The organism is Rubritalea profundi (assembly GCF_002954445.1).
GTDB classification, from domain to species: Bacteria; Verrucomicrobiota; Verrucomicrobiia; order Verrucomicrobiales; family Akkermansiaceae; genus Rubritalea; species Rubritalea profundi.
Window position 1 is genome coordinate 3,225,592 of record NZ_MQWA01000001.1, and the last position, 25,685, is coordinate 3,251,276.

The 25,685-nt window shown below is 47.2% G+C and carries 26 protein-coding genes; 7 read left to right on the top strand and 19 right to left on the bottom strand.

What is annotated here, in order from left to right; translation table 11 throughout:
* Positions 1-4: 4 nt before the first annotated feature.
* From BSZ32_RS14110 to BSZ32_RS19860, 6 genes are all read right to left on the bottom strand, one after another.
* Positions 5-676, bottom strand: a complete 672-nt coding sequence (locus BSZ32_RS14110) for a hypothetical protein (RefSeq protein WP_105044012.1) — start codon at positions 674-676, stop codon at positions 5-7.
* A 75-nt stretch (positions 677-751) separates the two neighbouring features.
* Positions 752-2,191, bottom strand: coding sequence for a cryptochrome/photolyase family protein (locus BSZ32_RS14115; RefSeq protein WP_105044013.1), 1,440 nt, complete (start codon positions 2,189-2,191; stop codon positions 752-754).
* Complete coding sequence (locus tag BSZ32_RS14120; RefSeq protein WP_105044014.1) at positions 2,184-2,663, bottom strand: glycosyl-4,4'-diaponeurosporenoate acyltransferase CrtO family protein; 480 nt, start codon at positions 2,661-2,663, stop codon at positions 2,184-2,186. The genes BSZ32_RS14115 and BSZ32_RS14120 overlap by 8 nt, the downstream gene beginning before the upstream one ends.
* A 1-nt stretch (position 2,664) precedes the next feature.
* Positions 2,665-3,783 (bottom strand): glycosyltransferase family 2 protein, encoded by a 1,119-nt coding sequence (locus BSZ32_RS14125; protein ID WP_165788864.1) that lies wholly within the window; start codon positions 3,781-3,783, stop codon positions 2,665-2,667.
* Positions 3,783-5,057: a phytoene desaturase family protein gene (locus tag BSZ32_RS14130; RefSeq protein WP_240610644.1), complete on the bottom strand. Its 1,275-nt coding sequence runs from the start codon at positions 5,055-5,057 to the stop codon at positions 3,783-3,785. The genes BSZ32_RS14125 and BSZ32_RS14130 overlap by 1 nt, the downstream gene beginning before the upstream one ends.
* The gene (locus BSZ32_RS19860; protein ID WP_240610645.1) at positions 5,036-5,281 is read right to left on the bottom strand and encodes a phytoene desaturase family protein; all 246 of its coding nucleotides are present in this window, start codon (positions 5,279-5,281) and stop codon (positions 5,036-5,038) included. The genes BSZ32_RS14130 and BSZ32_RS19860 overlap by 22 nt, the downstream gene beginning before the upstream one ends.
* 75 nt (positions 5,282-5,356) lie before the next feature.
* Here BSZ32_RS19860 and BSZ32_RS14135 point away from each other — a divergent pair, with 75 nt between their 5' ends.
* Positions 5,357-6,754, top strand: coding sequence for an aldehyde dehydrogenase family protein (locus BSZ32_RS14135; RefSeq protein ID WP_105044016.1), 1,398 nt, complete (start codon positions 5,357-5,359; stop codon positions 6,752-6,754).
* On the opposite strand, the gene BSZ32_RS14140 is transcribed toward BSZ32_RS14135, so the two are convergent.
* The 4 genes from BSZ32_RS14140 to BSZ32_RS14155 all read right to left on the bottom strand — a co-directional run bounded on the left by BSZ32_RS14140 (position 6,744) and on the right by BSZ32_RS14155 (position 10,334).
* Positions 6,744-7,196: an SRPBCC family protein gene (locus BSZ32_RS14140; protein WP_105044017.1), complete on the bottom strand. Its 453-nt coding sequence runs from the start codon at positions 7,194-7,196 to the stop codon at positions 6,744-6,746. The two genes, BSZ32_RS14135 and BSZ32_RS14140, sit on opposite strands and share 11 nt — an antisense overlap.
* A 3-nt stretch (positions 7,197-7,199) precedes the next feature.
* Positions 7,200-7,826: a hypothetical protein gene (locus BSZ32_RS14145; RefSeq protein ID WP_105044018.1), complete on the bottom strand. Its 627-nt coding sequence runs from the start codon at positions 7,824-7,826 to the stop codon at positions 7,200-7,202.
* Positions 7,820-9,355, bottom strand: a complete 1,536-nt coding sequence (locus tag BSZ32_RS14150; protein ID WP_105044019.1) for a phytoene desaturase family protein — start codon at positions 9,353-9,355, stop codon at positions 7,820-7,822. Before BSZ32_RS14150 ends, BSZ32_RS14145 begins: the two co-directional genes overlap by 7 nt.
* A 67-nt stretch (positions 9,356-9,422) precedes the next feature.
* A complete protein-coding gene (locus BSZ32_RS14155) occupies positions 9,423-10,334 on the bottom strand; it encodes a MerR family transcriptional regulator (protein ID WP_105044020.1) in 912 nt (303 codons plus the stop codon).
* A gap of 129 nt (positions 10,335-10,463) precedes the next feature.
* Between BSZ32_RS14155 and BSZ32_RS14160 the strand changes: the two genes are divergently transcribed.
* From BSZ32_RS14160 to BSZ32_RS14180, 6 genes are all read left to right on the top strand, one after another.
* Entirely contained in the window at positions 10,464-11,021 is a 558-nt protein-coding gene (locus tag BSZ32_RS14160; protein ID WP_105044021.1) for a CIA30 family protein, read from the top strand.
* Positions 11,022-11,552: 531 nt separating this feature from the next.
* Positions 11,553-12,758 carry an MFS transporter gene (locus BSZ32_RS14165; RefSeq protein WP_105044022.1) on the top strand — a complete coding sequence of 402 codons (1,206 nt, stop codon included), beginning with the start codon at positions 11,553-11,555 and terminating at the stop codon, positions 12,756-12,758.
* A 486-nt stretch (positions 12,759-13,244) separates the two neighbouring features.
* A complete protein-coding gene (locus BSZ32_RS14170; protein WP_129589774.1) occupies positions 13,245-13,595 on the top strand; it encodes a rhodanese-like domain-containing protein in 351 nt (116 codons plus the stop codon).
* A 414-nt stretch (positions 13,596-14,009) separates the two neighbouring features.
* Positions 14,010-14,939 (top strand): ACP S-malonyltransferase, encoded by a 930-nt coding sequence (gene fabD, locus BSZ32_RS14175; protein ID WP_105044024.1) that lies wholly within the window; start codon positions 14,010-14,012, stop codon positions 14,937-14,939.
* Positions 14,940-15,073: 134 nt separating this feature from the next.
* A complete protein-coding gene (locus BSZ32_RS19445) occupies positions 15,074-15,640 on the top strand; it encodes a sulfatase-like hydrolase/transferase (RefSeq protein WP_206018862.1) in 567 nt (188 codons plus the stop codon).
* Positions 15,640-16,671, top strand: coding sequence for a sulfatase/phosphatase domain-containing protein (locus BSZ32_RS14180; RefSeq protein ID WP_206018863.1), 1,032 nt, complete (start codon positions 15,640-15,642; stop codon positions 16,669-16,671). The genes BSZ32_RS19445 and BSZ32_RS14180 overlap by 1 nt, the downstream gene beginning before the upstream one ends.
* An 83-nt stretch (positions 16,672-16,754) precedes the next feature.
* Here the strand turns inward: BSZ32_RS14180 and BSZ32_RS14185 are convergent, their stop codons facing one another.
* From BSZ32_RS14185 to BSZ32_RS14225, 9 genes are all read right to left on the bottom strand, one after another.
* Positions 16,755-18,008: an aspartate aminotransferase family protein gene (locus BSZ32_RS14185; protein ID WP_105044025.1), complete on the bottom strand. Its 1,254-nt coding sequence runs from the start codon at positions 18,006-18,008 to the stop codon at positions 16,755-16,757.
* Between the two features lie 71 nt (positions 18,009-18,079).
* A complete protein-coding gene (locus BSZ32_RS14190) occupies positions 18,080-18,838 on the bottom strand; it encodes an Hsp33 family molecular chaperone HslO (RefSeq protein WP_105044026.1) in 759 nt (252 codons plus the stop codon).
* Positions 18,839-19,277: 439 nt separating this feature from the next.
* Positions 19,278-19,646: an Hsp20/alpha crystallin family protein gene (locus tag BSZ32_RS14195; protein ID WP_105044027.1), complete on the bottom strand. Its 369-nt coding sequence runs from the start codon at positions 19,644-19,646 to the stop codon at positions 19,278-19,280.
* Positions 19,647-19,671: 25 nt separating this feature from the next.
* Positions 19,672-20,031 carry an Hsp20/alpha crystallin family protein gene (locus tag BSZ32_RS14200; RefSeq protein ID WP_105044028.1) on the bottom strand — a complete coding sequence of 120 codons (360 nt, stop codon included), beginning with the start codon at positions 20,029-20,031 and terminating at the stop codon, positions 19,672-19,674.
* A 167-nt stretch (positions 20,032-20,198) separates the two neighbouring features.
* Positions 20,199-20,708 (bottom strand): hypothetical protein, encoded by a 510-nt coding sequence (locus tag BSZ32_RS14205; RefSeq protein ID WP_105044029.1) that lies wholly within the window; start codon positions 20,706-20,708, stop codon positions 20,199-20,201.
* 327 nt (positions 20,709-21,035) lie between these two features.
* Positions 21,036-22,799: a LamG-like jellyroll fold domain-containing protein gene (locus BSZ32_RS14210; RefSeq protein ID WP_105044030.1), complete on the bottom strand. Its 1,764-nt coding sequence runs from the start codon at positions 22,797-22,799 to the stop codon at positions 21,036-21,038.
* Complete coding sequence (locus BSZ32_RS14215) at positions 22,796-23,935, bottom strand: S8 family peptidase (protein ID WP_105044031.1); 1,140 nt, start codon at positions 23,933-23,935, stop codon at positions 22,796-22,798. The genes BSZ32_RS14210 and BSZ32_RS14215 overlap by 4 nt, the downstream gene beginning before the upstream one ends.
* 219 nt (positions 23,936-24,154) lie before the next feature.
* Positions 24,155-24,577 (bottom strand): HIT domain-containing protein, encoded by a 423-nt coding sequence (locus BSZ32_RS14220; RefSeq protein ID WP_105044032.1) that lies wholly within the window; start codon positions 24,575-24,577, stop codon positions 24,155-24,157.
* A 76-nt stretch (positions 24,578-24,653) separates the two neighbouring features.
* The gene (locus BSZ32_RS14225; protein WP_105044033.1) at positions 24,654-25,598 is read right to left on the bottom strand and encodes a LysM peptidoglycan-binding domain-containing protein; all 945 of its coding nucleotides are present in this window, start codon (positions 25,596-25,598) and stop codon (positions 24,654-24,656) included.
* Between the last annotated feature and the right edge of the window lie 87 nt (positions 25,599-25,685).

Below are 25,685 nucleotides of genomic sequence, written 5' to 3' on the forward strand. Positions count from 1 at the left end.
GGATTTAGCTTTGGGTGATGGTAAATTTTCTGAGGAGAAAACGACTAAGGTCAAACGCTGAGTCAAGAGAGCCTGAACGGGCAACATCGGCACCAAGGCGAACGCTTTTTTCTATCAAGGCGTCAGTGTCTTGGAATTCTGTAGAGCTATCTTTTTTGTGGAACTCGATGATGGCTTTGAATTGTTCAAAAAGGAGTTGAGGGTATTTCTCAGTGAGCTTTTTACGATTGGCAATTGATCCTTCATCAACCCCTTGGGAAATGACATGAGTGGCCCATTCGATAAAGCGACTCCGCATCGGCTTGAGCGCTTTACTACAGCCAGGTCGAGGGAAGAATTCGACAATACGAGAACGATTCTTTTGAGCATGGAGAAAAAAGGTGTAGAGAAAGGCTAGGACTTTTTGCTCACTTTGGTAATCGGCATAGTCGCTATCCTCATTGAGGACAGCAATCGTCTCTTCGACTAGGCTATCCCAATAGCCGGCTTCGATAGCATCAAAACTAGAAGCGTGTTTGTAGAACTCAGCTTCTTCTATGTCTATTGACTGAGTAAAGGCGTAGACGCTGTGCGGTCGCGATCCCTCGGTGAGTAGTATGTGCCAGTAGCGGTCTTCAAGAATTTTCTTACTGAATAATGGCGGATCAGTAGGTACTTCAGTGGAATTTGTCTTCATCCTATATAATAGTTGGGTATGCCGTTAGGTCAAATTTTCTGCATGATAAAGTTACGTGAAAATGAATAGGACTAGCTACAGACTAGATTTGAATTTTGAATAAGCATCGAGCGCTTGTTTTCTGCCCTCCTGATGGCCGATAATAGGTTTGGGGTAATCGGTACCGAGTTTGACACCGGCGGCAGCTAATTCGAGTGGTTCCATTTCCCAAGGTGCATGAATTAGCTTGGCGGGCACCTCGCTGAGTTCAGGAATCCATTTTTTGATATAGGCTGCGGTGGGGTCGAACTTCTTACTTTGAAGAATCGGGTTGAAAACGCGGAAATAGGGTGATGCGTCGGCTCCGCAGCCACCGATCCATTGCCAGCCTTGAGTGTTGTTTGCTAGGTCAGCATCAACCAACGTGACCCAGAACCAATGTGCACCTTCCTGCCATGGCTGAAGTAGGTGTTTCACGAGAAATGAAGAGGCGACCATACGCACGCGATTGTGCATCCATCCAGTTTTCCAGAGCTGACGCATTCCTGCGTCGACAATGGGGTAGCCAGTTTGACCTCGTTGCCACTTTTCGAGGAGGTCGGTGTCGAAATTCCATGGGAAGTTTTGGTATTCATCCCGCAGCGGTTGATCGTGGGTGTGGGGGAAATGGTAGAGCAGGTGCGCTGAAAATTCTCTCCAGAAGAGTTGGCGTAATATTCCGTTTTGAGCGGTATCTTTAACGGTACAGCGAGTGAGGACTTCGTGGTGAAATTCTGCAGGGCTAATTTGACCAAAATGGAGGTAGGGGGAGAGCCTGCTAGTTCCGTCATCAGATGGAATGTCCCGCAGGTCTTGGTAGTGAGTGGACTTCGCAATCGCTTGCTTTAGCAGCTTTTTTGCGCCTGAGCGAGTGGGCTCCCAAAACTCTTTCATTTCAGAGTCCCATGGGATCTTGGGTAAGAGAGAAAATGAATCAAGCTCGTCACTTTTTAAACAATAGTGAGGTGACGTTTCGGCCTGTTGAAATGTGATAGTTTCTGGGCGGGGGATGACTAAAGTGAGGCATGACTTCCAGAATGGAGTGAAGACTTTGTAGGGAGATCCCGACTTATTGGTGATTTCAAGAGGGTCAAAGAGTAAATTGCCGTTGAAGGATCTGACAGAGATCCCATCGTTACTTAGGGTCTCTTTTATCAGCGTATCACGTTTTATCGATTGTTCTTCATAGCATCGGTTCCAGTAAATAGCTTTCACTGGGATTTCCTGAGTGAGTGCAGTGAGGGCTGCAATAGCGGTGTCAGAGCTGCGAAGTGTCAGCGTGAGTCCATAGCACGCTAATTGATTTGAGAGATCTTGGAGCGCATGATGAAGCCACCAGTTAGATGCTGCGCCAGCTCTCCATTTACCCTCTTCGCTAGGGCTGTGTATGAAGAGTGGAATGATTTTGCAGCCACTTTTTACAGCTGCGTTCCAAGCGGGGTTATCGTGCAGACGCAGGTCTCTGCGGAACCAAACAATACAGGTGTCTTTACTCATTACAGCTAGTTTTTTTAGAGACCACACGAACGAGACGGACTCTAGTGTAGCGAAGGTTAAGGATGCAGGGGAGGTTAGAAAGGATGGCGTAGCCTACAATGGCGAGGTTTGCTGGCCATGGGTTCCAGGCTATGAATCCGGTGATTACTATGATTTGTAGCCAGTGGGAAAACTCACCACGTCTAGTTTCGCTGATGAAGCGCTCAAGGTAAGCTGGGGAAGTGTCAGTAAGTTTTCCTTTTGGGAAACCACCTAACCATGGAGCACCGTCAGGTAATAGTTGCTTCCATTGACGGGTGCAGAAAAGGTGATGGTGTAGGAAAATTTCAAAATCGCTGATTGGTTTATCATGCGAGGATGAAAAGAGCCCGATTGGCAGAATTGTGAATGCTAATGCTAAGCTTAAATGCGCGATAGGAATGGCTATGACATTGAGTAGGACAATCCACGTGTTTGATAATTCAATCCACATATTAGTTTACCATCCGACCCTTCCAGTTAGTTTTCATTCCTCTGTGTTTATCGACTAGCGATTTAAAAAATAGCGTCTGATAAAAAAGCAATGAGCTAGGGAATAAAAGAGCGTTCCAGATGCCAAATGAACCTGCGATTCTGAATGCCCATCCACAAGCTAGAGCGTTGGTTAGATATCCAATTAGTACGTAGATGCTGTAATGTGGTGGTGCATAGGAACTGCCAAGAAAACAAAGTGAAACGATGCTCAGCATTCCAGCTGAGATCCAAATTGAGGAAAAAACGAGAGTAGTTTTTTCAACTTTTGCTGCGCCACTAACGAAGCCCTTTTTCCAACTATTCCAAAGCTCGCTGGAACCAGTGGGAAACATACGCATACTGATGAGGCCCTTACCTAATAAACATGAGCAATGCGTTTTGTTTGACTTGAGTATTTCCGCGAAATGGAAATTCTCTAACACTTTGTCCTTCACCGCAGCGTGGCCGTCAGTTTCAAAGTAGAGTTCTTTGGGAATGAGGAATGTTTGTCCGAATAATGCGGCATTATGTCCAGCCGAGGAACCGTAGCCAAATGCGTTCACACCAGCGACCATAAGGGCATTGAAATAGGCCGAGAGCTCTTCGTAGGGCTGATCAACTAGATGGTGAGGGTAGACCGAATAGACGGTGTTCGTGTCGCCACGGCTAATGAGTAGATTGAGCTTTTCAACAGCACCTTGGTGTAGCCGGACGTCAGCATCGAGAAAGAGCAACCAATCTCCAGTGGCTGATTTGGCTCCTTGGTAGCACGCCCATGGCTTACCATTCCAGCCCTCAGGTAATGTATCTGACGGGAGCACCTTGGCTCCACCGTCTAGCGCGAGTTTGGCGGTGCCATCGGTTGATGCATCATCGACGATGATCACTTCGTGGATAAGGTTTTTCCCGGATTGGAATGAGTTGAGCAGAGGAGTGATGTTAGCCTCTTCATTGCGAGCTGGGACAATGATGGATACCGTACTGGATTCTTTAGTGGGCTTCTGAGAGCTCGGGACATTAGCCAAGTAGCGTGGCCGTCCAAGAATACAAAGGACGGACAGCGCGCAGAGAGTGGCTAAGATGGGAAGTATGACTAACATTAGCCGATAGGATGTTGTTTGATAATGCGGTCCGCACATTTTTGGCCGGAGAGAACAACCATAGGCATTCCGCCACCTGGGTTGGTGCTGGCACCTGTGAAATAAAGGTTGTCATACTGGCTACTCGTTTTAGGGGCTTTGAAGCCGTAGTTCTTTTTCCAGTCAGTCACCACGCCGTAAATTGACCCTTTATTCGAGCTGTACATGCGTTCGATGTCGATAGGTGTCAGCAGATCTTCGGTGATGATGCTGTCGCGTAGTCCAGTGATTCCGCAACGCTCCATTTTATCAATACAGCGGTCTTTCAGAGCAACGTAATCCTCGTGGGTAATACCGGAGCCTTCTTCAAGTGGTGGAATGTGAGGGAGAATCTTGATATTATCAAATCCTTCAGGCGCTTTACTTGGGTCAGTACGGGTGGGGGCGACTACATAGAGTGTGGGGTCATCCGGAAGTTGCTTTTTGTGGAAGACTGTTTCGAAGTGTTTGTGTTGGTTTTCCGAGTAAAAGAAATTGTGGTGAGCGAGTTTCGAGTGGATTTTGTCGGTTCCTATATGCAGCACGATGCCTGAGCAAGCTGGGGCGAACTTCTCTAACTTTTTGATGAATTTTTGAGGTTCATTGAGTAATTGCTCATAGCATGGAATGACTTCCATGTTGCTCACTATGATATCGCACTCATGTTTCGATCCATCGGAAAATCGAAGGCCAGTGACTTGTTTACCACTTTTTTCAATAGCACTCACATCTGAGTTGAGGTGGACCTTGATGCCCATTTCGTCGATCAGTTTGCCGAGTCCTTTTGCTAGGTTATACATTCCACCTCTGACATACCAAAGGCCGTAGTCGAATTGAATGATTGGCATGAGGTTCATGTAGCCAGGTGAGTCTAGAGCTGAGGAACCTACGTATTTGATGAAATATTCAAGGATCATGCGCATCTTAGGATCACTGATGCGGCTGGCTATGGAGTCAGCCATGCTGCCTTTGTAATCGATTTTACCCGCGAATAATTGCGCTTTGTAGTGCCAGAAAAACTCCCAGAGTGTGTCGAGGCCTTCACTGAAATAGCCTGTGTTGATAATGCCATATTGCTCACGAGCGTAGTCGAGAAAACTTTGGAATTCCTGCCAATGTTTTTCGGCATCACCAGGGAGTTTGCTAAACTCAGCCTTCATCCGATCAGGCTCTTGATAAAGGTCAAGAGTGGGAGAGTTTTCAAAAAAATTACGCCATTGTGGTGTGACTAGATCTAGCTGGACATAGTCATCCATGTTTTTCCAGCGCGCTGGAAAAGGTCCTTGAAAAACTGAGGAAGGGTAAAAATAGATGGGCCTAAGTCGAAGGTGAATCCGTCCTTTACTAAGAGGTTCAACTTGCCTCCGATGCGTTCGTTCTTCTCAAAAATCTCAACATCATAGCCAGCAGATTTCAATGAAATAGCAGCAGATAGGCCGCCGAGGCCAGCGCCTATGACAGCAACACGTGGTGGGTTCATAATAGTAGGTTTCAAATTAGTTTCTCTTGTTTATAAGGTGATCTGATTTAGCTTTGTTATTATATAAATAAGCTTATGACAGTCGAGCAAACACAGCAGCAAACACAGCAGCAAATTCGTGACGTTTTGAGTCGTCAGAGGCAGTATTTTTCTGAGGGGAATACTCTGGATTTGGCGATGCGTGAGAGGTATTTATTGGACTTAGAAAGCGCTCTAATATCCCATAAGGATCAAATTCTAGATGCTTTACGTCTGGACTTAAATAAGCCTGCCGTGGAGGCTTACTTAGCGGAGTACTATTTCCTACTTCAGGAAATTCGCTTAGTGAGAAAATCGCTAAAGAAGTGGCTGAAACCAAAGAAGGTATCGAGTCCCATCTATTTTCAGCCATGTCGTAGTGAGATTTGTCGTGAGCCATATGGGGTAGCATTAGTTGTTGCGCCATGGAACTATCCGATACAGTTGGCATTGGCTCCGTTGATGTCAGCTATTGCAGCTGGAAACACAGTAGTGTTAAAGCCATCTGAGGTTGCCACAGCAAGTGAAGCATTATTGGTTAAGTTGTTAGCCAGCGTTTTCCCGCCAGAGTTAGTCCATGTACAAACTGGAGGCGTTGCTGTTTCATCAGCATTGTTGGGGGAGAAATTTGATTTCATCTTTTTTACAGGTAGTACGGAGGTTGGGAAAATCGTTGCCCTAAGGGCTGCGGAGTCATTGACTCCATCTGTGTTAGAATTGGGTGGGAAGTGCCCGTGTGTTGTTGATAGCACGGCGGATATAAAATTGGCGGCTGGTAGGATTCTTTCGGGTAAGTTTTTCAATGCGGGTCAGACCTGCTTTGCTCCTGATTTTGTGGCTGTCCATGAAAGTGTGAAGGATGCGCTTTTGGCGGCGATGCAGTGTGAGTTGGAACAGGTGCCATGGCATCTGGAAATGGCGCATGTGATTAATGATCGACACTACCAGCGTCTGAGTAATTTTCTAGAGGGATTGAATGATGAGCAGATCGTTTGTAGTGGTGAGGATGACAGGAGTATTTGTAAAATGGCACCGCGCTTAGTCAGTGGTATCGACTGGGATCATATCTTGCTGAAAGAGGAAGTATTTGGGCCAATTTTACCGATTGTTAGTTATAGCTCTGAGAGTGATTTGGTAGAGAAATTAAGAGAGTATAGTGATCCGTTGGCGCTCTATCTATTCTCCGAAAGTAAGAGTTTTTGTTTAAAAATTCAGCAATCAAAACGCTCTGGTGGAGTTTGTATCAATGACACAATGAAGCAGTCATCTAATCTGAAACTTCCTTTTGGAGGTGTTGGTGACAGTGGCAATGGTCGCTATAGAGGTGAATTTGGGGTGAGGGCTTTTAGTTATGAAAGGGCAGTGGTGCGACGCGGTAAGCTTGGCGCGCAGAAAATGGATCTGAAGCCTCCATACGGTAAATTATTTCCGTGGCTAGAGCTATTCATGCGCTAAATAGTTCTTCGGTCAGTCGCCTTCGTTCATCGAAAATGTGTTGGAGTTTCTTTTTCACGTGAAGCGTGTGGGCAATCGCTCCAAGAGGTCCATAGGGGAGTGCGTAGAGTATATCGTCAGTCATCAAAACTCCCTCTGCATTTTCCTCAAATTGATGCGTATGGTGCCATACCTTGTAGGGGCCAATTCTCTGGTCATCGATGAAGCGCTTCTTATCTTCAACGAGGGTGATTTCACTCAGCCATTTCACCCAGATCATGGGAGCGATTTTGATGCGATAGCCAATCATTTGTCCCACATGCATGACATCAGATTTACAATGGGTGATTTTAAAGCCAACTGAGCTAGGTGTGAGCTTGTCTAGGTTTCGTGGGTTAGAGAAGAAATCCCAAGCATCATCTAAACTGCAGTGGAGTTGTTGTTTACGGTGTAGGTGATACATGGCTTATTTGGTGCGTTTCCCGTATTCGGAGTTTGGATCGATCTTGTGGCAAAGGAGCTTTGCCTCTCCGGCACTCTTGTGGTTTTCCTCAGCAAAGGCCAAAGAAGCATAGTACAGGATAGCTTGCTTTTCATTGGCTTTTAAAGACGATTTAGGCTTCTTTACTTCAGCTAAGAGAACCTCAAAATCTGATATTGAAGTGGGACGAGTGCCAAAACGCTTGGGGACTTTGTAGTAGGCAATAGCTCTAACCATTCTGACTCTTGGTTTGTTCGGTGAACCGAAAACTGCGGCCTCCATCAGGGCTTTTCCTTTCTTTATACAGCTAAGTTTTGTTGGAGGGAAAAATGAATGTTTAGCTTCAAGAGCGTAGCCACTACCTAGATAGGCGCGCGCTAGGTCGTTGGTAGGGTTACGCGTCAGTGCAGCCTCAAACTTTACGATTTGTTCCGCAATTTTATTGGTGTCGCCCTGCAAACAAACATCGTGCCATTGTCGAAATTTATCGTGCTCCGAAAGGCTAGTTTTAGACTTTTGGGAAGTGGCTCCAGATTTTGCAGAACCCTTGGAACAACCTTGTAAAAGGGCGATCGAGCCAGCTACCAGCAAATGTGTCGTGAATTTTAACATGTGGATAAATCGGTTGTTTGACTTAGAATTTCGGTAGCAAAATCTACACGTCCACGCTTTTTTCCGTAGGACTCACAAATCAAGTTAGAGGAAATGCGCGCGCTTTCATAGATGGTAGGTAGACCACTCCCTGGATGCGTTCCGCCACCGACTAGGTAGATGTTGTCGAACCCCTGCATGCGATTGCGAGGGCGCAAGTAGAGCATTTGGTCCAGCGTGTGCGCTAGGTTGAAGGTGGCGCCGAGGAAGATGTCAGCACCTTTCCAGTCCTGTGGCGTGATGATGCGTTCTTCAACGATGTGCTCACGGAGGTCTTTCATCCCAGTTTTTTCGATGATCCGGGAGAGGACTTTCTCCTTGTACTCTGCTACGGTTTTTTTCCAGTCATGGCCATTTCGGCAGTTTATAGTGGGCACTAGGATGTAGAGTTGAGAATGTCCAGTAGGTGCGACAGTTGGGTCGGTCACACTGGAGTTTCGGATATAGACAGACATGTCGTCAGAGATGACTTTCTCACCTTGAATATCACGGAGGTTTTGATGGTAATCGTCGGCAAATACTACGTGGTGGTGTGGTTCGTCTTGATAGATTTTATCGAGCCCTAGGTAGAGCATGAAGGTGGAGCACGAATACTTTTTCTTTGCCTGGTCCTCTTGGCTTTCGTTTCTCGCTCCGAAGATCATGTGACGAGCTTGCGCGTAGTCAGCATTCACGACTAGGTCATCGCACTGCATTATTTCACCATCTGCTAGAGTGACTGTCGCGGCTCGCTTTCCGTTATACTTTATTTCAGTGACTTCAGAATTTAGGCGTATGGTTCCACCTTCTTCTTCAACAACTTTAGCCATGCCTTCAGATATGTTAGAGAGTCCACCTTGGACGTGGTATATTCCATGAGCATACTCGATGTAGGCAAGAATACTGAAGAGCGCCGGGCAATTCCAGGGTGACATACCGAGGTATTTTGCCTGAAAAGTGAATGCTAGCTTGAGCCGTTCGTCATCGAAATATTCCCCCAAAACATCCATCACAGATTTTGATGTAGCAACATAGGGTAGGGCTTTTATGAGGTTGACATTGAGAAAATTACTAAGCTTGTGATAGGGCATTAGCAGGCAGGGGAATATAGCCTGTAGCTTTTTAGCATGATCGCTCATGAAGCGTTCGTAATTCGCAGATTCACCAGGAAATGCCTTTTCAATATTACGCAGCATCTGATCTTGATCATAGCTGGTTTCCAGCGATATGTCACCCCAGGTGAGCGTGGTCATAGGGTCGAGCTTTACGAACTCCATGTAGTCCTCGGGTCTACGACCGGTCTCGGCAAAGACCTCATCGAGTGTGAACTTTTGGTGGAGGAAGGTGGGGCCAGTATCGAATATGTAACCGCCAGATCGAATAGGAGCATTCCGACCGCCAACGACAGAAGCTTTTTCCAAAATGGTGACATCGTATCCTCTGTGGGCGAGTAGCATTCCGCTTGTGAGGCCGCCGGGACCTGCGCCAATGATGATGATTTTTTTATTCATTAGAGATCGTTAGAGTAGAATAGGAGCATGAAGAGATAATTGGGAATGAACTGAGTTAGAAAATAAGCTACTCTCGCAGTTTACTCAACTCGGGGCTTAAGTCAGCAAAAGTTTTGAGTTGAATGATTTCCAGTTCCTCTAGCGTTGGGGTGTAGAGCTTTGAAAGAGCTCCACCGATAATGATCGGGATAGTGTCGTCTAACTGGGAACGAAGCTTGCGAAGCTGTACATTAATTTGGGGGTCATCTAGTGGGTAAACGATGCTAAGAACGACGGCGCGCGCACCTATTTTCTCGGCAGCTCCTGCGATCTCGTCTGGTTGTAGTGAGGTCCCGAGGTAAATAACCTGCCAGCCTAGTTTACGAGCTTGGGTAGCAGCGATTGTTGCACCGATTTCGTGCAGTTGCCCCTGAGGAGTGGTGATCAATAGTTTTGGCGCGTTAGTCGCTGAACTAAATGGGCGAGCACTCACGCAGAGGTAATCTTTTATAAAGCTCGTCGCTGCGTGTTCCTCTGCTGCCATTAGCTCACCATCGTGCCACAGTTCCCCGACATTGTGGATGAGTGGGATAAGCACTTTTTCTAGTAAGCATGAGTAGCCAGCTTCCTTAACCACTTTATCAAATATCTTTTCGAGTGAGACTTGGTCGAAATTTCTGATGGCAGTGAGTGTGGCTGCTATTACTGGGGCATAGATGCCACCTTGTCCCGTCTGCTCAGCTTGCTTAGGGTTAGATTCTTGAAGGGATTTGTGAAGCTCGGATAGCTTCTCATCAGATAGATTGGCTATATGGCCGATGGAGTGCCCACTTTTTGTGAGGTCTGCGAGGTAAATAAGGCGCTGGATGCTTTCATCACTGTAAAGGCGTCTGTTTGTTTCGGTACGTTCAGGCTCCACAGCAGCATAACGTTTCTCCCACATGCGTATAACGTGGGATGTGAGGCCTGATTTGAGAGTTGCGATTTTTATGCCATGCATGACTATTTTGTTGGTAACAAAATGTAGACAATTCTGTGGCACTTTCAAGTTATATCTTTAATTAAGTAAACAGAATATAGACATTTTAGTTTTGTGTGGAATGATGCAGTTCCACTTAACTATAAAACTATGAGACACTTACAGTCAAAAATTGTACTAGGAATAAGCCTATTTACAGGATCCGTTATGGCTGAGGAAACAAAGATATTGGAGCAGTTTGACAACGACCAACAAGAGTTACAGTGGCAAGCTGTCAACGATGGCGTGATGGGTGGGAGATCTAAGGGGGATTTTGATCTGAAAGAATCTTCAGCACTTTTGTTCAAAGGTGAAATCTCACTAGAAAACAATGGGGGGTTTTCTTCGATCCGCAGCTATGGAAATCAGTATGACTTGAGTAAATATGATGGAATAGAAATTAAGGTAAAAGGGGATGGTAGAAAATATTATCTCACAGCACGCTGTAATGGTAGCAGAATGCTGGCGTATTGGAGCCCAATCCAACCAGATAAGGGAAAGTGGACGACAGTAAAAGTACCACTCAGCGCATTTTACGCGACATCATTTGGTCGCAGAATCCCAAGTTTGAAACTCAACACAAAAAAAGTAACAAGCGTAGGATTTATGCTTTACGATAAAAAGGCTGGTGAGTTTGAGTTAGAAATAGACTGGATAAACGCCTACTAGTTTTCTGGGAGAACTCATCTGCCTTATAGTTCATATGAAGAACTTTAGCGGCTGCAGAACTAGTTGTATCCTACGGTATTTGAGGCACCAACGGCTACTATCGACTGTTCTAAGCGGCTTATTTAATATGCTGACAGGCTAGTGACTTCGATCAACCTGCAGGCTAGAGGCTTTATTTAACAAAGGAGCGTTACCCTTCACTAACCACTTCAAATTACCGTAGCTGTCTCAAATTATTTTACAGATCGGATATTACTTGCCGTTCCTATCCAAGTTGGAATTGTAAAAATAAAGCATACTAAACTCCAATAGATTCCATGTGGGGGCTAGCCAATTCTGTGGAGGTAGGCGCTGAAAAGTCCTAATTATGAGAGGAATATATTTATCGGTGGGTGACCACTCTAGAGCGGGATGTATTTCGAATAAACTTTTTGAATTTGAGAGTGAGGTCGTTGGGTGCGCTCAACTCTGTCGTCGACGGACTGACAAACTATTGATTTTTCTGGATACTCATCTTAGTCATTGTCCCGCATGAGCGAAGAAAGTGCCGAGAAGAATTGGAAGAGGACCTTCAGCATGGATTTGCTGCGGTCTGTACCGATGGGTATCACCGAGACTGTGGGCTCCACCTTTGCTATGTTTGTGGCTGTTGGAATCTTGCAGGTAAATACAGTCTCCAAATCATCCATCATTGCGGGCCCAGCCCTCGGCTTGTTGCTGAGTATGTTTTCGGTGGCAATGGTGCGGCGCATCGGCCTCTCGGCAAACGTGTCTGCGGCCATTGGTTGGATCATCTCGGCGGTTGGCTACGCCGTCGTGGCGATGTCGCCTCAGAATGAGATACTCTTTGTTATGGGGATAGTGCTGGCGACGCTCACGCATGCATTATCGAGCCCACTGCAGGCTCAAATCTACCGTGAGCATTACCCTAGCAAAGTGCGTGGTCGGCTCTTTTCTACTGTGGGAATGATACGTGCCTCAGTTGCTGCATTATTTGGTTATTTCGCAGGGCTATGGTTAGTCGGGCAGGGAAATGATTACGCGCCATTGTTCTGGGTGTTCGCTCTAGCGAGTGTGCTTAAGGCCACTTTCACCCTCTGCATGCGGCGTGTTTATTTACGCAAGTCCCATCGCCTCTCATTGTTGGACTCATTCGGCCACCTTCGCGAGGATAAAGTCTTTAGGAAACTCATCAGCTCTTGGATGATGCTCGGCTTTGGAAATCTACTTTGTATGGCACTCTTCGTAGAATACATAACCAACCCAGACTACGGCTTTGGCTATGGTGCTGAGAATGTGAGCCTAATTACCACCACCATACCGATGTTAGTTTTCATCGTCTCGATAGTTGCCTGGGGTGCCATCTATGATAAAATGGAATTCTACAGGTTGAGAATAATCACTAACTTCTTCTTCTTTCTAGGATTGTTAGTCTACTTTTTGGTGCCTACTTACTGGGGCTTAATTATCGGTATTTCCCTCCACGGAATTGGTAAAGCTGGTGGCAATGTGTTGTGGAACCTGTTCGTCACCCGTTTTGCCCCATCCGACAAAGTAGGAGAGTACATGAGCGTTCACACCTTCTTCACTGGTGTGCGTGGCGTCATCTCAGCCTTCCTCGCTTTCGCTATCGCTAAAACTCTCGGCCCGTCAGTAGTTGCCTACATCGGAGCGAGTTGTATTTTGATAGCCTCGTTGATGCTCCTCCCTGAGCTAAAGCAAAACTGGCGGAAGTAGCTTTGGCTCGGGCTGATTTTGATAGCTCTCATACATGGTCATGGATTATGAAGTAGCTCTCAGCTTTAAGCTGTACCGCTCCGTTGGGCGGCGATGCCGCTTTTATGATGTTGAGAACGGTAGTTTGAGTGATACCCGACAACTTGCCAGCGATGGTATATCATCTATATTTGAGGTTCATGTGTACTCGAAAAAACTGGATTGATGAGAATAAACTAGGGATTTCTATAAAACTTTGGATGGTTAGACATTCAGGTTGTATGGATTAGGTGAAAATACTAGGTACTAAGAAACAGCGTTAGAGGGACTGGAGATGCGTTTCTAGGAGAGTTAATGTCGGCCTAATCATTGAGATATAATACTGCATAGATCAACTATGTAAGGATACTTAATAAGTTAGATGTTGGGTTATTTAATTCTAGTTAACTTACTCTATTGCAGTGTTTTATTGATTTTTTGAGTGTGACTGTGTTACTTTGTGAAGCTATGAAGATGAAATGGTTATTGATTGTTGTTACGTCCATTTTAGTTCCCGTGACCTCGGCTATTGCTGATAGCCATGAGACTCCAGCTGCTACGGACGAAGTAAAGGATGCGTCTAAGGCAGATAAGCAAATGGATAAGCCAAAGTTTGGCGAGATTTCGATCAAGGATGTCCAGAATGCAATAGCTAAGAAAGAGCTGACTGTGATCGATGCGAATGGCATTGGTAAGTACAATAATGGGCACCTTCCTAGGTCACTGCATTTCGCGTCGATGAAACCTGAAGCCCTAGCTAAGGTCTTGCCCGAAGATAAAGCGGCACTGATTGTGACCTACTGCGCTGGACCTACCTGAAACGCTTGGAAGAAGGCTGCGGTCGCAGTCAAAAAACTTGGTTACACAAATATTAAGGCCATGAGAGCCGGAATTTCTGGATGGACTGAGGCTGGAGCCGATGTCGAGAAATCTGATGAAAAATTAGAGTAATAGAAACTTTCGTCTGGACGTTCATCATAGAGGACGAACCAGACCGCGGCTAAGCTAGTACCGTGCTTGGGCTAGTGAGCTTGTGAAATATGCGTTCAGGGTTTGGGAGAATACTGGGCGCATTGTTTGTAGTACTGTCACAGGTTTACTCGTCATTGGTTTACTGGGGCTATCTGAAATCAAAAGGTCGCTATACGAGCAGCTAGAAGAGCCCTAGAGAGAATCGTTTAGCTCTTCATATTGAGGGTTGCTTAGTCGATAGTCGGAGGTTAGAGAAAGGTTATGGCTAATAAGGTAGTAGTACTATTTTCCGGACAGGGAGCTCAGAAAGTGGGCATGGGTAAAGATCTAGTTGAGACATTTCCTAGAGCAAAAGCACTTTTCGACAAGGCCGACGCCGCACTCGGTCGCTCATTGAGCTCTGTTATGTTTGAGGGCCCCGATGAGGAACTCACACGCACAGGCAATTGCCAACCAGCGCTTTACCTACACGGATTGGCTTGTCTCGAGGTGCTCAAAGAGAAGCTGCCTGAGCTAGAGATCGTGACTGCTGCAGGACTTTCACTTGGTGAATTCACCGCTCATTCTGCTGCTGGGACATTTTCGTTTGAAGACGGTCTTAAGCTCGTGGAGCAACGTGGAGCCTTCATGGAAGAAGCCTGTAATAGCACTGAGGGTGCAATGGCAGCCATGATCGGTGGTGACGCGGAGGCTGTAAAGACTCTTGCTGCAGACTGCGACGTGGATGTGGCTAACTTCAATGCGATCGGGCAGATCGTCGTTTCTGGTTCAATCGAGGGAGTTGATAAGGCTGTCGCTGGAGCTAAAGAGTGCGGTATCCGTATAGCTAAGAAGCTTAAAGTAGCTGGAGCTTACCATTCTCGTCTCATGCAAAGTGCTCAGGACCAGCTTGCGCCAGTTCTTGTCGCTGCAGATATCTCAATGCCATCAGTTCCTGTGTATTCTAACTATAATGCAACAGCTGTTGCTGACTCGGCGGAGATCCGTGAGACTCTCGAGAAGCAGGTGACTAGCTCGGTCCGCTGGACTGAGAGTATGCAGGCCGTGATCGCTGAGGGGAACACTACTTTCATCGAGCTAGGGCCAGGTAAGGTGCTCGCGGGTCTCATGGGACGTATCGATAAGACCGTGAAAGTCTACTCAATCGATGACGTGGCCTCGCTTGAAGCAGCCATTACTGAGCTTGGCTAAGCAATTACAAGAGACTTAAATTTCAAAAGAAAAAGCATTTACGATCATTTGTGAGGTGTGTGCCATCTATTTAGTGAAAGATAGTGGACTTACCTAGAGTTCTAGATCTACTGTTTATGCAGTTGAATACACCTATGAAAGCACACGTACTAACAATCTTAGCCAGCGCGAGCATGAGCCTAATGGTCTCGGCTGAGCAAAAGCGGCCTAATATCCTATTTCTCTTTTCTGATGATCACGCTCTGAAATCTATTTCAGCCTATGGTGGGCCACTGAAAGATATAGCACCGACTCCTTACATCGATAGCATTGCTGAAGAGGGGGCGATCTTTGAGAATTCGTTTTGCGGCAACTCGATTTGTGGGCCATCGCGCGCCAGTATCCTGACAGGAAAGCACAGTCATAAAAATGGCTTCATGCGCAATACTGGTAAAGGGTTTGACCAAAGCCAATGGACGGTAGCGAAGGCTCTGAAAGGTGCAGGTTACACAACGGCGGTGATAGGTAAGTGGCATCTCCACACTAATCCAGTTGCTTTCGATTATTGGGAAGTTTTACCAGGGCAAGGGAGCTACTATAATCCTGATTTTATTCAAATGGATGGCTCCAAGAAAAAATTTCAGGGCTATGTGACTGACATAACGACTGACAAGGCGATCAAATGGCTCGACGGTCGAGATAAAGATAAGCCATTTTTTTGATGTGTCAGCACAAGGCACCGCATCGCACTTTTTCACCAGCTCTGCGTCACCTCAATGCATTTGAAGGGGTGGATATCCCTGAGCCAGACAGCTTATTTGATGACTACAAAAACCGCAGTGTGACTATGCCTCTCAATGAGATGGAAATCGGTCGCCATATGCACTGGTCATACGATCTCAAGCTACGTGGAGATGAGGCCGAAGCTGCAGGAGTGAAACTCCCTGGGCCCAATAGATATGGTGCTAAAGTCTACAACCGTATGAGCCTGTCACAGAAGAAGACTTGGGATGGCTACTTCGGACCAAGGAATAAAAAATTCTTGGAGGACTACAAAGCTGGCAAGTTGAAGCCTGAGGATGTGGTGAAGTGGAAATACCAACGCTACATTAGCAACTATTTAGCGACAGTTAAAGCTGTCGATGAGAACGTTGGCCGGATGTTGCATTATCTTAAGGAAAATGGGCTCGATCAGAATACCATCGTGATCTATTCTTCAGACCAAGGGTTCTTTCTCGGCGAGCATGGCTGGTTTGATAAGCGCTGGATGTTTGAGGAGTCCTTTAAAATGCCATTCTTGATCAAGTGGCCAGGAGTCATCAAACCTGGGTCTAGGCCAAAGCAACTCATACAGAATATCGACTACGCACCTACTTGGTTAGAGATGGCTGGAGTGAAGGTGCCTGACGAGGTGCAAGGGCGCTCTATCGTTCCATTGCTGAAAGGTAGCAAAGTGGATGATTGGAGAGAGGCAGTATACTACGCATACTACGAGATTGGTGAGCACGCTGTGCCTCAGCACTACGGAGTACGCACGGAAACGCACAAGCTGTTCTACCTTCCTGCGACTCAGGAGTGGCAGATGTTTGACTTAGTCAAAGACCCTGAGGAAATGGTGAACGTCTATGATAATCCTGAGTATTCGAAAGTTAGAGAGTCGCTTACTAAGGAATACTACCGGCTACGTGAGCACTACGATGCTCCGAGCTATGAGGAATATGCACCGAAGAAAGGTGAAGAGTTCCAGAAGTAATATTTCACTCTCTTAAAATTTCAAAAAAAAGGCCCAGTGTGATTCGAATCACGCTGGGCCTTTGTGTTGATTGGTGAGTGCGGTTACGCAGCTAACTCGTCGAGAGCCTCTTTGAGGAGGGCCAGCGCATGTTCGACTTCTTGCTGGCTCACATTAAGCGCAGGCAGCCACCGGAGAGTCTCTGCGCCGGCTGGTACTGTGAGCATACCTTTTTCAGTGAGTTTGAGTACCAGAGCAAGAGCTGGAGTCACGCCCTCAGCAGTCTTGATCGCAGAAGGTTCGAGAGCGAAGCCTAACATCAGGCCTTTACCTCTGAGCTCCTTGATTGCTGGGTGGTTCCACTCGGCAAGTGTTGCTCTGATTTGTTGCTCTCTTGCGATGACATTGTCGTTGAGCTTAGCCTCTTTGATTTCCGCTAGAACTGCAAGGGATGCTGCGCATGCCAGCGGGTTTCCGCCGTAGGTGGAACCATGAGTTCTAGGGCCTAGTTGGCTGCTCAGTGTGACACCGTCAGAGATTGCTCTATCACTGACCCAGAAGGCACCGACTGGGAAACCGCCGCCCATGCCTTTGGCCCAGGAGATAGCATCGGGCTGCACGTCTGGAGCAATAGCTCTCCATGCCATGTCGTGGCCGAGTCTGCCGAAGCCAGCTTGCACTTCATCGAGCATCAGTAAAAGATCGTGGTCCTTACAAAGAGCTGCGAGTCCATTGAGGAATTCTGCTGTTGCAGAGAAAATTCCACCTTCGCCTTGAATTGGCTCTAGCAGGATTGCTGCAGTCTTGTCAGTGATCTGAGCTTTGACGGAATCGAGATCATTGTAGATAGCGTAGTTGATACCGGGAAGGATCGGGGCAAATCCTTTTTGGATAGCATCTTGGCCAGTGGCAGTGAGTGTGGCCATGGTTCTGCCGTGGAAGGAATTTCTGAAGGTGATGACTTCAGGCCTAGGGGTGCCGTCGGTGCTCGGCTTAGAATTGCCAAATTTACGGGCGAGTTTGATCAGGCCTTCATTGGCCTCAGCGCCTGAGTTCGAGAAGAAAACTTTGCCGGGGATTTTGACGAAGTTCTCGACGATGGTTTTCGCTAGCTCAGCTTGTTGAGGAATCTCGTAGAGATTTGAGCAATGCATCAACTTGCTAGCCTGTTGTTGGATTGCTGTTACGAGACGCGGGTGGCAGTGGCCGATGGAGCACACGGCGATGCCGGTGCAGAAGTCGAGGTACTTGTTGCCCTGGTCGTCCCAGAGCCATGAGCCCTCAGCCTTCTCAGGGACAAGAGGGAACCGACCGTAGGTCGGCATTACGTATTGTGTGAATGTGTCGTGAACGGACATGACTTTAAAGTGATAAGTGGGGAGTTATAAGTGTGAAGTGGGAGCTAACAGTAAAAAAGGCTTTGCCTTTTCTACAGCATATCTGGGGTGATGACGTGTTTGGAGCCGCAGCGTGGGCAGGTGATCTCGACCTCTGGATCTCCCTGGAAGAGTTCTTCTTTGTTGTCTTTGTATTGAGCGAGTGCCGGAAGGAAACGATCGGGGGCACAACCACAGTGGAAGCGGAACTTGCGTGTCTCGAGGACTTTGGTTTGTTCCTCGACCATGATTTTTTCGACATCTTCGGTGGTGAGAGCTTCGAGCCATTCAAGGTCACAATCCGGCTGGGCAGCGATCAGGACGAAGTTCTCATCTGGCAGACGGAATGCGCGTGCTGGGCGTTGCTCACTTTGCACATAATAGGTTTCCACCCATTTAGCTGGATCATTATCATCGAGCTCGACAGTAGACTTCCGGCCTTCAGCACCTTTAACCAGTGTCTGGCTGTAGAGGATGTTTCGGTCAGATTCTTTGACGTTTTCAGTGAAGAGGTGGCCGGTGATGTTTTCCTCTACTGAGCTACCAGTGACGAAAAAGTTGACGCGTGGCGCGCGTAAGTTGACTGTCCAAGCGATGGTTTCAGCCCATGGACGAGCGACCAAGTGGAGGGTGAGGAATGCGAGCTTATCTTTGATGATTGTGTCGAGCTGTTCTTTGTGGCGCAGCTGGTTCTCCATCAAGTGGATGTAATAGTCGGTGAAAATCGGCGTGAATTGACCACACACCATTAGCGCATTGCGCTTGCGGACGAAAATGGATTCTACTTTGGTGAATTCTTCTACGGGTTCCATAGGATTTGAGTAGTTTAAAGTGTTGATGTTGAATATGCTAGGCACACGCTCAGGAAACAGCCTTTTGTGGAGCAGTTTGCGGCTTTGTCGAAAGGGTATATCGCGGGTGTATGGCCTTGAGCCTCATTTGTGAAGTTTAATACCACTTGGAGCAATAAAAGAGATAACTGTTGTTTTTTAGGTTTTGTTGATAGTGCTTCGCGTAGGAAATGAAATACTGGGCGCTTGCTTGAGGATTCTACGTTTCTCCTCAGTCACTGTGAGCGCACCGCTCCTTTGTTGTGCCTTGAATTCTCAAGGAATGACTCCAGCATTTGCCTGTTTTCTCGTTCCAAGTATTGTAAAAGCGAATGCTCCCACACCCTCACTCGAGGATGTGGGAGACTTACTCTACCTACACAATGAAAATGGTTGATTGCGCTTTCTGGCGCTGTGTTGATTATTGGTCGATCTGGATTTGCCGCGGCAGGCTTTCGTCTCGTCGGTCGATCTGGATACTGAGGACTCCATTATCAACAGAAGCCGAAGTTTTATTGAGGTCGAGGTCTGGGTGGATGTTGAGCACCAGCTGATAGTTTGTTGGCCGCGTGCTGTTATTGACGAGATTCCACTCCTCAGGTGTGGAGTCGCTACGTTGCGCCTGAATCTTTAGTTGTTGCTTGGTGCTGGTGATCGTGACGTCTTGCTTAGCGACGCCAGGAAGGTCGACTGAGACCAATATTCCGAGCTTGGTAGTCGTGGATTTGTACTGCGCACGTGCTGTGGATGGAGTGCTTTCTTTGCTGGATCTGTTTGTGTGTTCTATCATCGGATTTATTTGGTTAAATTTGTTCTTACTGAATGGTGATATGCTTATTGTTGGCCACTTCTTCTTTACGTGGCAGGCTGACCTCTAGGACACCATTTTCGAGTTTAGCGGTGATCGATAGGCTGTCGACTTCCTCGCCTAGTGCAAATTTGTGGTGTGCTGTTGGCCTTGTGCTTTCTGAGCCTTCTGGCTTTTCTGCGATCAGATGCAGGGCTCGGTCTTCGAAATGGAGTTCAAGATCAGATTTCTCAAATCCCGGCAGGTCAACTCGTACGGCCCAGCCATCGTCTGTGGTATAGAGTTGGTGTGCTTGTGGACTTTCCTCGAAGAAGATGTTGAGTTCGTTGAAGAGGCTACGTGTTGTGAATGGTGATAATGTTCTCATATTTTATTTTTGTTCTACAATCATAGTTGCAGCTTGTGTGCCAATTTGAGATCAGTTTGTTTTATTTGCCTATTTTGAGTGAGTTACGGTTACTTTTGGTGGTGTGTCATTTTTGTTACATAGTAATAATGTGACACAATAACCCAGTGGAGTGACAAAATGTCGGGTCAATATGACTCACTTGAGTGAATCCAATCGTGTTGGACTTGATCTGACTTGGGTCTGCCACCCGGGCCAAACCGAGTCACTGACTGCAGAGTATCCATAATGCTTGTGGTATCCAGTTCGCTCACAAAGAAGCTGGCGTGGAGTGAACAGCAGATGTCGGCACTATGAGCCGCTGGAATGATGGCATTCTTTACTGCGATCACGCCACAGACAGGAATGACGGCAGGAGTATTTCCCGCTGGGCAGGCATCAGGCATCAATACTCCACGCTCGATCACTGGACAGCAAAGGAGTTGTTCCATTTGCTTTTGAGATTTCGCGAGGTTCTTGATTGCTTCCTTTGAGTTTGCTTGGATCGCCAGACTCAGGGGGGCTGGAGTTTGCTGCATTGTCAACGAGCCATGGCTACCCGGAAAGTCACACTTGAGGTGCTTTATGAGGTAGCTGAGTTCTGTAATGTTTTTTTGATCTATCAGCTGGATTGCGTGCTGATAGATGGTGTCGAGCAATGGAGTTTGTTGCCATCCAGCCTCGACGAGCTATTGTTTTTGAAGTTTCAAAATAGAATTTGAGATGAAATTTTTAGGACGAGTATTCAAATGAATTACTCGTTGGCATCCGGTCAGGAGCCAAAAAAATGGGCACAAAAAAGCCCTGCGTGCAGCGTGCATCAGCAGGGCGGGTGAGAAAACAATACAAGCCTACTCAACCGCGCATGATGCACGCTCGCTACGTCGATTACGAGTTGGTTGAATAAGATTTATATGTTCTGCCTAGCGATTTATCTGGGTTTGTCAATGCCTTAGCCATGCGCTCTATTTCTATAGAAGCTATTTTCATTGGCTAGTTACGCGGAGCCTAACAAACATCTGGTCGCCAGTAGCCCCAATACTGGCACCTTCATTGCTGATAATGAATCCTGTGGACGACCACTGAATAAGGTCATCTGACCACTCAGGTATGATGATGAACCCCGGGCGGTTCATGTCAGTGAAATTGAGTGTGAGCAAACCTTCTGAGTAGCTTGTCGTAATCGGGGAGTTGGGAGTTGTTAGGCTGGATCCCAGCACGTACTCAACGAGGTTACTGACGCCATCTCCGTCAGCATCCGCAAGTGGCTCTAAGTCTTCTCCGACAAGTCCTTCATCGTAGGCATGGCGGCTGACGTCTGAAAGCCCAGCATAGTAAACATCTAACAACTCATCTGGAGGGAGAGCTCTTTGATAGATTCTAATTTCATCGAGACAGGCATCGAGTCGGTACGGACTTACTCCGTCCCAGCCAATAGAGCTAGAGTCACTGAAGTTGCTCGCTGAGTTATTTACTTGGTGGATCGAAGAATGCATCGATGTTCCGTCGTGCAAGTAGAGAGTGGTCTGAGTGGGGTGGATAACGAGTGCGATGAAACACCATTGCTCAGAAGGTAGAGTTAAGCTGCTTAATGTGGCTGTGTCGCTAGCTCCTGCATTCCATTGATAGGCTAGGGAATTACCATTTTTTATAGTGAGTCCGGAGGATAGATTGTTTGATCCGTTGTATAGGATAGCTACATCAGGATCTTGTGATCTGTTAAGCTTGACCCATGCTGTGAGAGTCGTTTGTGGGTTTACCAAATTAAGTGGAGGGATGGTCACAGAACCTTGGATTCCATCGAGGTATAGGCCTTGCCCCCTCATTCCTTGGATCGGGCTAGCACCGGAGGAGGATAAGGTGCCGTCGAAATGGCTCCCACCAGTATCGGCGACATTGAGATCTTGGATTTGATCAAATTCCCATTGTGCGTGAGGACCGATTTTATGGCCATCGATGATGATGCTACAGACCTGATTGCCACCAGTGAGGGTGCCTTTATGGTTGACGCTGAGAGTGTAGTTTCCCGCAACAGGGAGATTGAGTATAATTTGTTCTACATTGTCGCGGGTGTTGTCACCGCGTGTCGCACTGGCGCTGGGGGCAGTAGGGTCTAGTATCCATGGTAGGGTTGTTTCACCAGTTGGGCTGGTGAGGCGGATGTCTAGATCGTTGACCAGTGCCGATTGCGGGTTGTCGATTCCATAGATCGCTGATGCTGGCACTGGGTCAGTCCAGCAAAGAGTGATGCGTATCTCGCTAGAGCTACCATCCCATTGAAACTGCCTTTGGTGGCTGGAGCCATCATTCAGATTTATGACGCTGAGGTGTTCTAGACTAGGAGAAGCCTCGTGTTTATCTAGCAATTCAACAGCGGCCTTAGCATTCATTAGCCCCCAGCCATAGCTATAGTCTGGACCCGGATTGCCAAGGTCATCTGCCGAGTGAAGAATCAGAGCCTTCTGTAAGCTAGACGGCATTCTTTTGTAAGAGTTGATTTGTGCGTAGCGTTGCTGGATCAGCATGGCGGCTCCCATGGCGCTAGGAGTCGACATGGATGTGCCGCTGAGTGTGAGGTAGCTGGTGTCACTGCTTGAGTCTGCAGAGGTCAGAGAGTCGCCATTTGCGACAATATCCGGCTTGATGCGTCCGTCATCGGTTGGTCCCCAGCTGCTGAAGATTGTGATGTTGGCTTGTTGAAGGTCTCGTGAACCCGAACTGACAGCATCGCTGACCGCCCCCACAGTCATGATGTTCTTTGCGACCGCTTCGCCGGCAATGGTGTCGTATTGAAGGTCGAGCTCGCGTGGTGGGTGGCTGTCTGGTTTGTAGCGGCTTCTTTGCCACTGAAAGCCATTCCATAGGTATATCCGTGCGTTATTGTTAGGCCCGTCGTTGCGGTCGTTTCCAGCAGCCAGAAGGGGAGAAAATAGGGAGCTGCGACACAGATATTATCGAGGGTTCTTGCGCCGCTATTATAGTTACCAAATGTTTCGTGTTCTGTGTCTGTTGTTCCATCACCCATCCAGTGCCAGGCTGTGGTTCCTGAAATATTGACATAGGCCCAGCCGGCTAGGTAGCCATATGAATGATTAGATGTGGTGATGGAGGCGACTGCATTCTCGCTAGCCGCCGCTTCGTTCGCCATCTCTGCGAAGTCGGAATTCCAATCGTGACTGGTAAGCTGGCCCATAGGAGCCATTCCTCGAGCATTGCTTTGGCTACCATTTCCGAGAATGGTACCACTCACGTGCGTATGGTGGTAGGAAAGTAGGCTTGCGGAGTCAATTTTCTGAACACGTCCGCCAAACTCTTGGTGGCTAGTTCTGCAAGCATTACTATCCCATATCCCAGCGTGCATACCACCTCCTTGTAAATTGTACAGTGACGACGGGGTGTTGATGAGGGATGCCGCATTTGTGATGGCTGCATTCTCGTTGTTGGTTGCTCGGTAGAGCGGAAGCTTACCCTCGAATCCAGCAAGTTGGTATTCCATACCACCGACCGTACGACCGCGGGTGATTAGACCCATCGACTCAGCTCTAACTGTAGCGTTTTTTAGGGTTTCTTGAGCATGGTTATCTAGCGCAGCGACATACTTCAGTCTCGTATCCATGGATTTGAAGGCTCCATTGCTGAGTCGAGATGAATCAAGTGTGTGAGCTGTACTCGTGGCCACCTCGAGCGGACTTTCAACAGCTTCCTCAGAACTCGGCTGAGTACTGAGTGAAGTAATACTGGTAGCCGAGGCTATAGTCTGAGTATCCAGCGTCTCAAGCGTAGGATCAGCTGGAGAAATTACAGGCGCAGCTGGTTGTTCTTGCTGATGTGCGTAATAAACACATAGACAAGCCAAGCCTGCAGTTATGGTGGGTTTGATTTTCATGGACACTACTTGGGGGATAGTAGTTTCCTAGAATGTGAATCTTCTAGAGCCTTTAAGTATGTTCTATGTGGCTAATTCCTGTCAACAAGCTGAAGATTGAGTGCTCTGAATCCTTTAGTCCTCGGAGGTGAGGTGTTAGTGCAACTGGCGGGAACTGGTTAAGTGCTGTATAAGAGTTTGTTGAAAATGGGAGCACGCCACCAAATGACGAACTAACAATTAGAGGTTATTCTCACCACTATATGCGCTATAGAGGGATTTAATCTCGGCAATACGAACTTCTGAGTAGGGCTGCTTTTCTGAGCAGGCCCAAACGACGCTAGGCCATGCTGGATCGCTAGAGATTCTTCCAATCACATGGATATGCATTTGTCTTATAACATTACCAATGTTGCCGACATTGATTTTTTCTGGGCTAAAGCGATCGGACAAGAAGCCAGCGACGAAGCGTGTGCTGTGATTGATCGAATCATACTGGGCTTCGCTGAGTTGGTGAATTTCGGTGATCGAAGGGTCAATCTCAGGCACCAATATGAACCAGAGAAAATGGCTATTATTTTTGAGCAACATGCGGCAGATACCGTGGCAGCCAAAATCGATACCGCCTTTTTCTAACCTCTCGTTGAGTTTGAATGTTTCCATGGTGTTTTTGTATACAAAGAGCGCCCAGAAGTCGAAACTTCTGAGCGCTGCCTTCGTTTTTAAAATATGAACTAGCTCAGTGCTGGTTGCCAGGGATGTAGAGTTCGGATCCCTGTGCGAGGACGGTGCTCTTGGTGAGTTTGAGGCCGTTCATCACGTTGATCTGCTCAACTGTTGCTCCATAGGTAGATGCAAACTCTCCAAAGGTCATCTGGCGTGTCACTGAAACCGTGCGCACTTTAGATTGCTTTGGTGCGTGCTTTACTTGTTGAGTTGACTGTTTAGCTGGAGCTGATTTAGCAACCTTTTTCTCAGGGGTTTCCTTTTCGACTGCTGGCACTGGCTTAGCCGCTTGTTTTGCAACTGTTGGAGTCTTTTTTGTTACGGAACTAGACTGCGCAGTAGCAATTGCAATGCTTTGGCCGGGGCGAAGTTTACGTGGATCGAGTCCTTGATTTTGTTCGAGAATGTTAGCAACGCTAGTGTTGTTCTTACGAGCGATTCCGTAGAGGGTGTCGCCTTTTTGAACAACATAGTCCTTTGTGTTCACGATAGCTTTTGGAACCTCCGCGTGTGTTGCAGCGGGGATGGGTGCTGGGAGGATTTCAGCCTTCGCGATAGGAGTCGCTTTTGCTGGTGCTTTTTTCGTAACCGTAGCTGAGCTTGGAACATGGACAGTCTGTCCAATACGAAGCTTGTTAGGATTGATGCCATTGTTCGCGGCCATCAATGTATTGAGTGCTACACCATGCTTTCGAGCGATTTTGCTCAGGCTGTCACCTTTGGCGACCTTGTAGTTGATCGTATTTGTTGGCGCCGGTGCTGCGAATGCTAGGCGCTGTGGTGAAGCATTATTTTTAGCCAAGAGCGCGTGCAGTGAGTCGATCTCTTTCTCAAGCTCTGTGATCTGACGATCTTGGGTAGCGCAGCGGTTGCGCAATGTGTCGGTTTCGCTGGCGGCTGGAGCCATTTGGCTCAGCGATCCAACGACGGCTGCAGTAACGAGGGCAAATTGTTTCATAACAAGAATCACACTTTATTAAAAAGATTCATTTGTAAAGATTGAAGTTCAATAAATCCTAGAAAGTTAGTTGATAGTGACTTATTT

Coding starts and splice junctions, on each gene's coding strand:
- BSZ32_RS14110 (WP_105044012.1), bottom strand. CDS start 676: ATGAAGACAAATTCCACTGAAGTACCTACTGATCCGCCATTATTCAGT.
- BSZ32_RS14115 (WP_105044013.1), bottom strand. CDS start 2,191: ATGAGTAAAGACACCTGTATTGTTTGGTTCCGCAGAGACCTGCGTCTG.
- BSZ32_RS14120 (WP_105044014.1), bottom strand. CDS start 2,663: ATGTGGATTGAATTATCAAACACGTGGATTGTCCTACTCAATGTCATA.
- BSZ32_RS14125 (WP_165788864.1), bottom strand. CDS start 3,783: ATGTTAGTCATACTTCCCATCTTAGCCACTCTCTGCGCGCTGTCCGTC.
- BSZ32_RS14130 (WP_240610644.1), bottom strand. CDS start 5,057: ATGGATGACTATGTCCAGCTAGATCTAGTCACACCACAATGGCGTAAT.
- BSZ32_RS19860 (WP_240610645.1), bottom strand. CDS start 5,281: ATGAACCCACCACGTGTTGCTGTCATAGGCGCTGGCCTCGGCGGCCTA.
- BSZ32_RS14135 (WP_105044016.1), top strand. CDS start 5,357: ATGACAGTCGAGCAAACACAGCAGCAAACACAGCAGCAAATTCGTGAC.
- BSZ32_RS14140 (WP_105044017.1), bottom strand. CDS start 7,196: ATGTATCACCTACACCGTAAACAACAACTCCACTGCAGTTTAGATGAT.
- BSZ32_RS14145 (WP_105044018.1), bottom strand. CDS start 7,826: ATGTTAAAATTCACGACACATTTGCTGGTAGCTGGCTCGATCGCCCTT.
- BSZ32_RS14150 (WP_105044019.1), bottom strand. CDS start 9,355: ATGAATAAAAAAATCATCATCATTGGCGCAGGTCCCGGCGGCCTCACA.
- BSZ32_RS14155 (WP_105044020.1), bottom strand. CDS start 10,334: ATGCATGGCATAAAAATCGCAACTCTCAAATCAGGCCTCACATCCCAC.
- BSZ32_RS14160 (WP_105044021.1), top strand. CDS start 10,464: ATGAGACACTTACAGTCAAAAATTGTACTAGGAATAAGCCTATTTACA.
- BSZ32_RS14165 (WP_105044022.1), top strand. CDS start 11,553: ATGAGCGAAGAAAGTGCCGAGAAGAATTGGAAGAGGACCTTCAGCATG.
- BSZ32_RS14170 (WP_129589774.1), top strand. CDS start 13,245: ATGAAGATGAAATGGTTATTGATTGTTGTTACGTCCATTTTAGTTCCC.
- fabD (WP_105044024.1), top strand. CDS start 14,010: ATGGCTAATAAGGTAGTAGTACTATTTTCCGGACAGGGAGCTCAGAAA.
- BSZ32_RS19445 (WP_206018862.1), top strand. CDS start 15,074: ATGAAAGCACACGTACTAACAATCTTAGCCAGCGCGAGCATGAGCCTA.
- BSZ32_RS14180 (WP_206018863.1), top strand. CDS start 15,640: ATGTGTCAGCACAAGGCACCGCATCGCACTTTTTCACCAGCTCTGCGT.
- BSZ32_RS14185 (WP_105044025.1), bottom strand. CDS start 18,008: ATGTCCGTTCACGACACATTCACACAATACGTAATGCCGACCTACGGT.
- BSZ32_RS14190 (WP_105044026.1), bottom strand. CDS start 18,838: ATGGAACCCGTAGAAGAATTCACCAAAGTAGAATCCATTTTCGTCCGC.
- BSZ32_RS14195 (WP_105044027.1), bottom strand. CDS start 19,646: ATGATAGAACACACAAACAGATCCAGCAAAGAAAGCACTCCATCCACA.
- BSZ32_RS14200 (WP_105044028.1), bottom strand. CDS start 20,031: ATGAGAACATTATCACCATTCACAACACGTAGCCTCTTCAACGAACTC.
- BSZ32_RS14210 (WP_105044030.1), bottom strand. CDS start 22,799: ATGACTGTGGGGGCGGTCAGCGATGCTGTCAGTTCGGGTTCACGAGAC.
- BSZ32_RS14215 (WP_105044031.1), bottom strand. CDS start 23,935: ATGAAAATCAAACCCACCATAACTGCAGGCTTGGCTTGTCTATGTGTT.
- BSZ32_RS14220 (WP_105044032.1), bottom strand. CDS start 24,577: ATGGAAACATTCAAACTCAACGAGAGGTTAGAAAAAGGCGGTATCGAT.
- BSZ32_RS14225 (WP_105044033.1), bottom strand. CDS start 25,598: ATGAAACAATTTGCCCTCGTTACTGCAGCCGTCGTTGGATCGCTGAGC.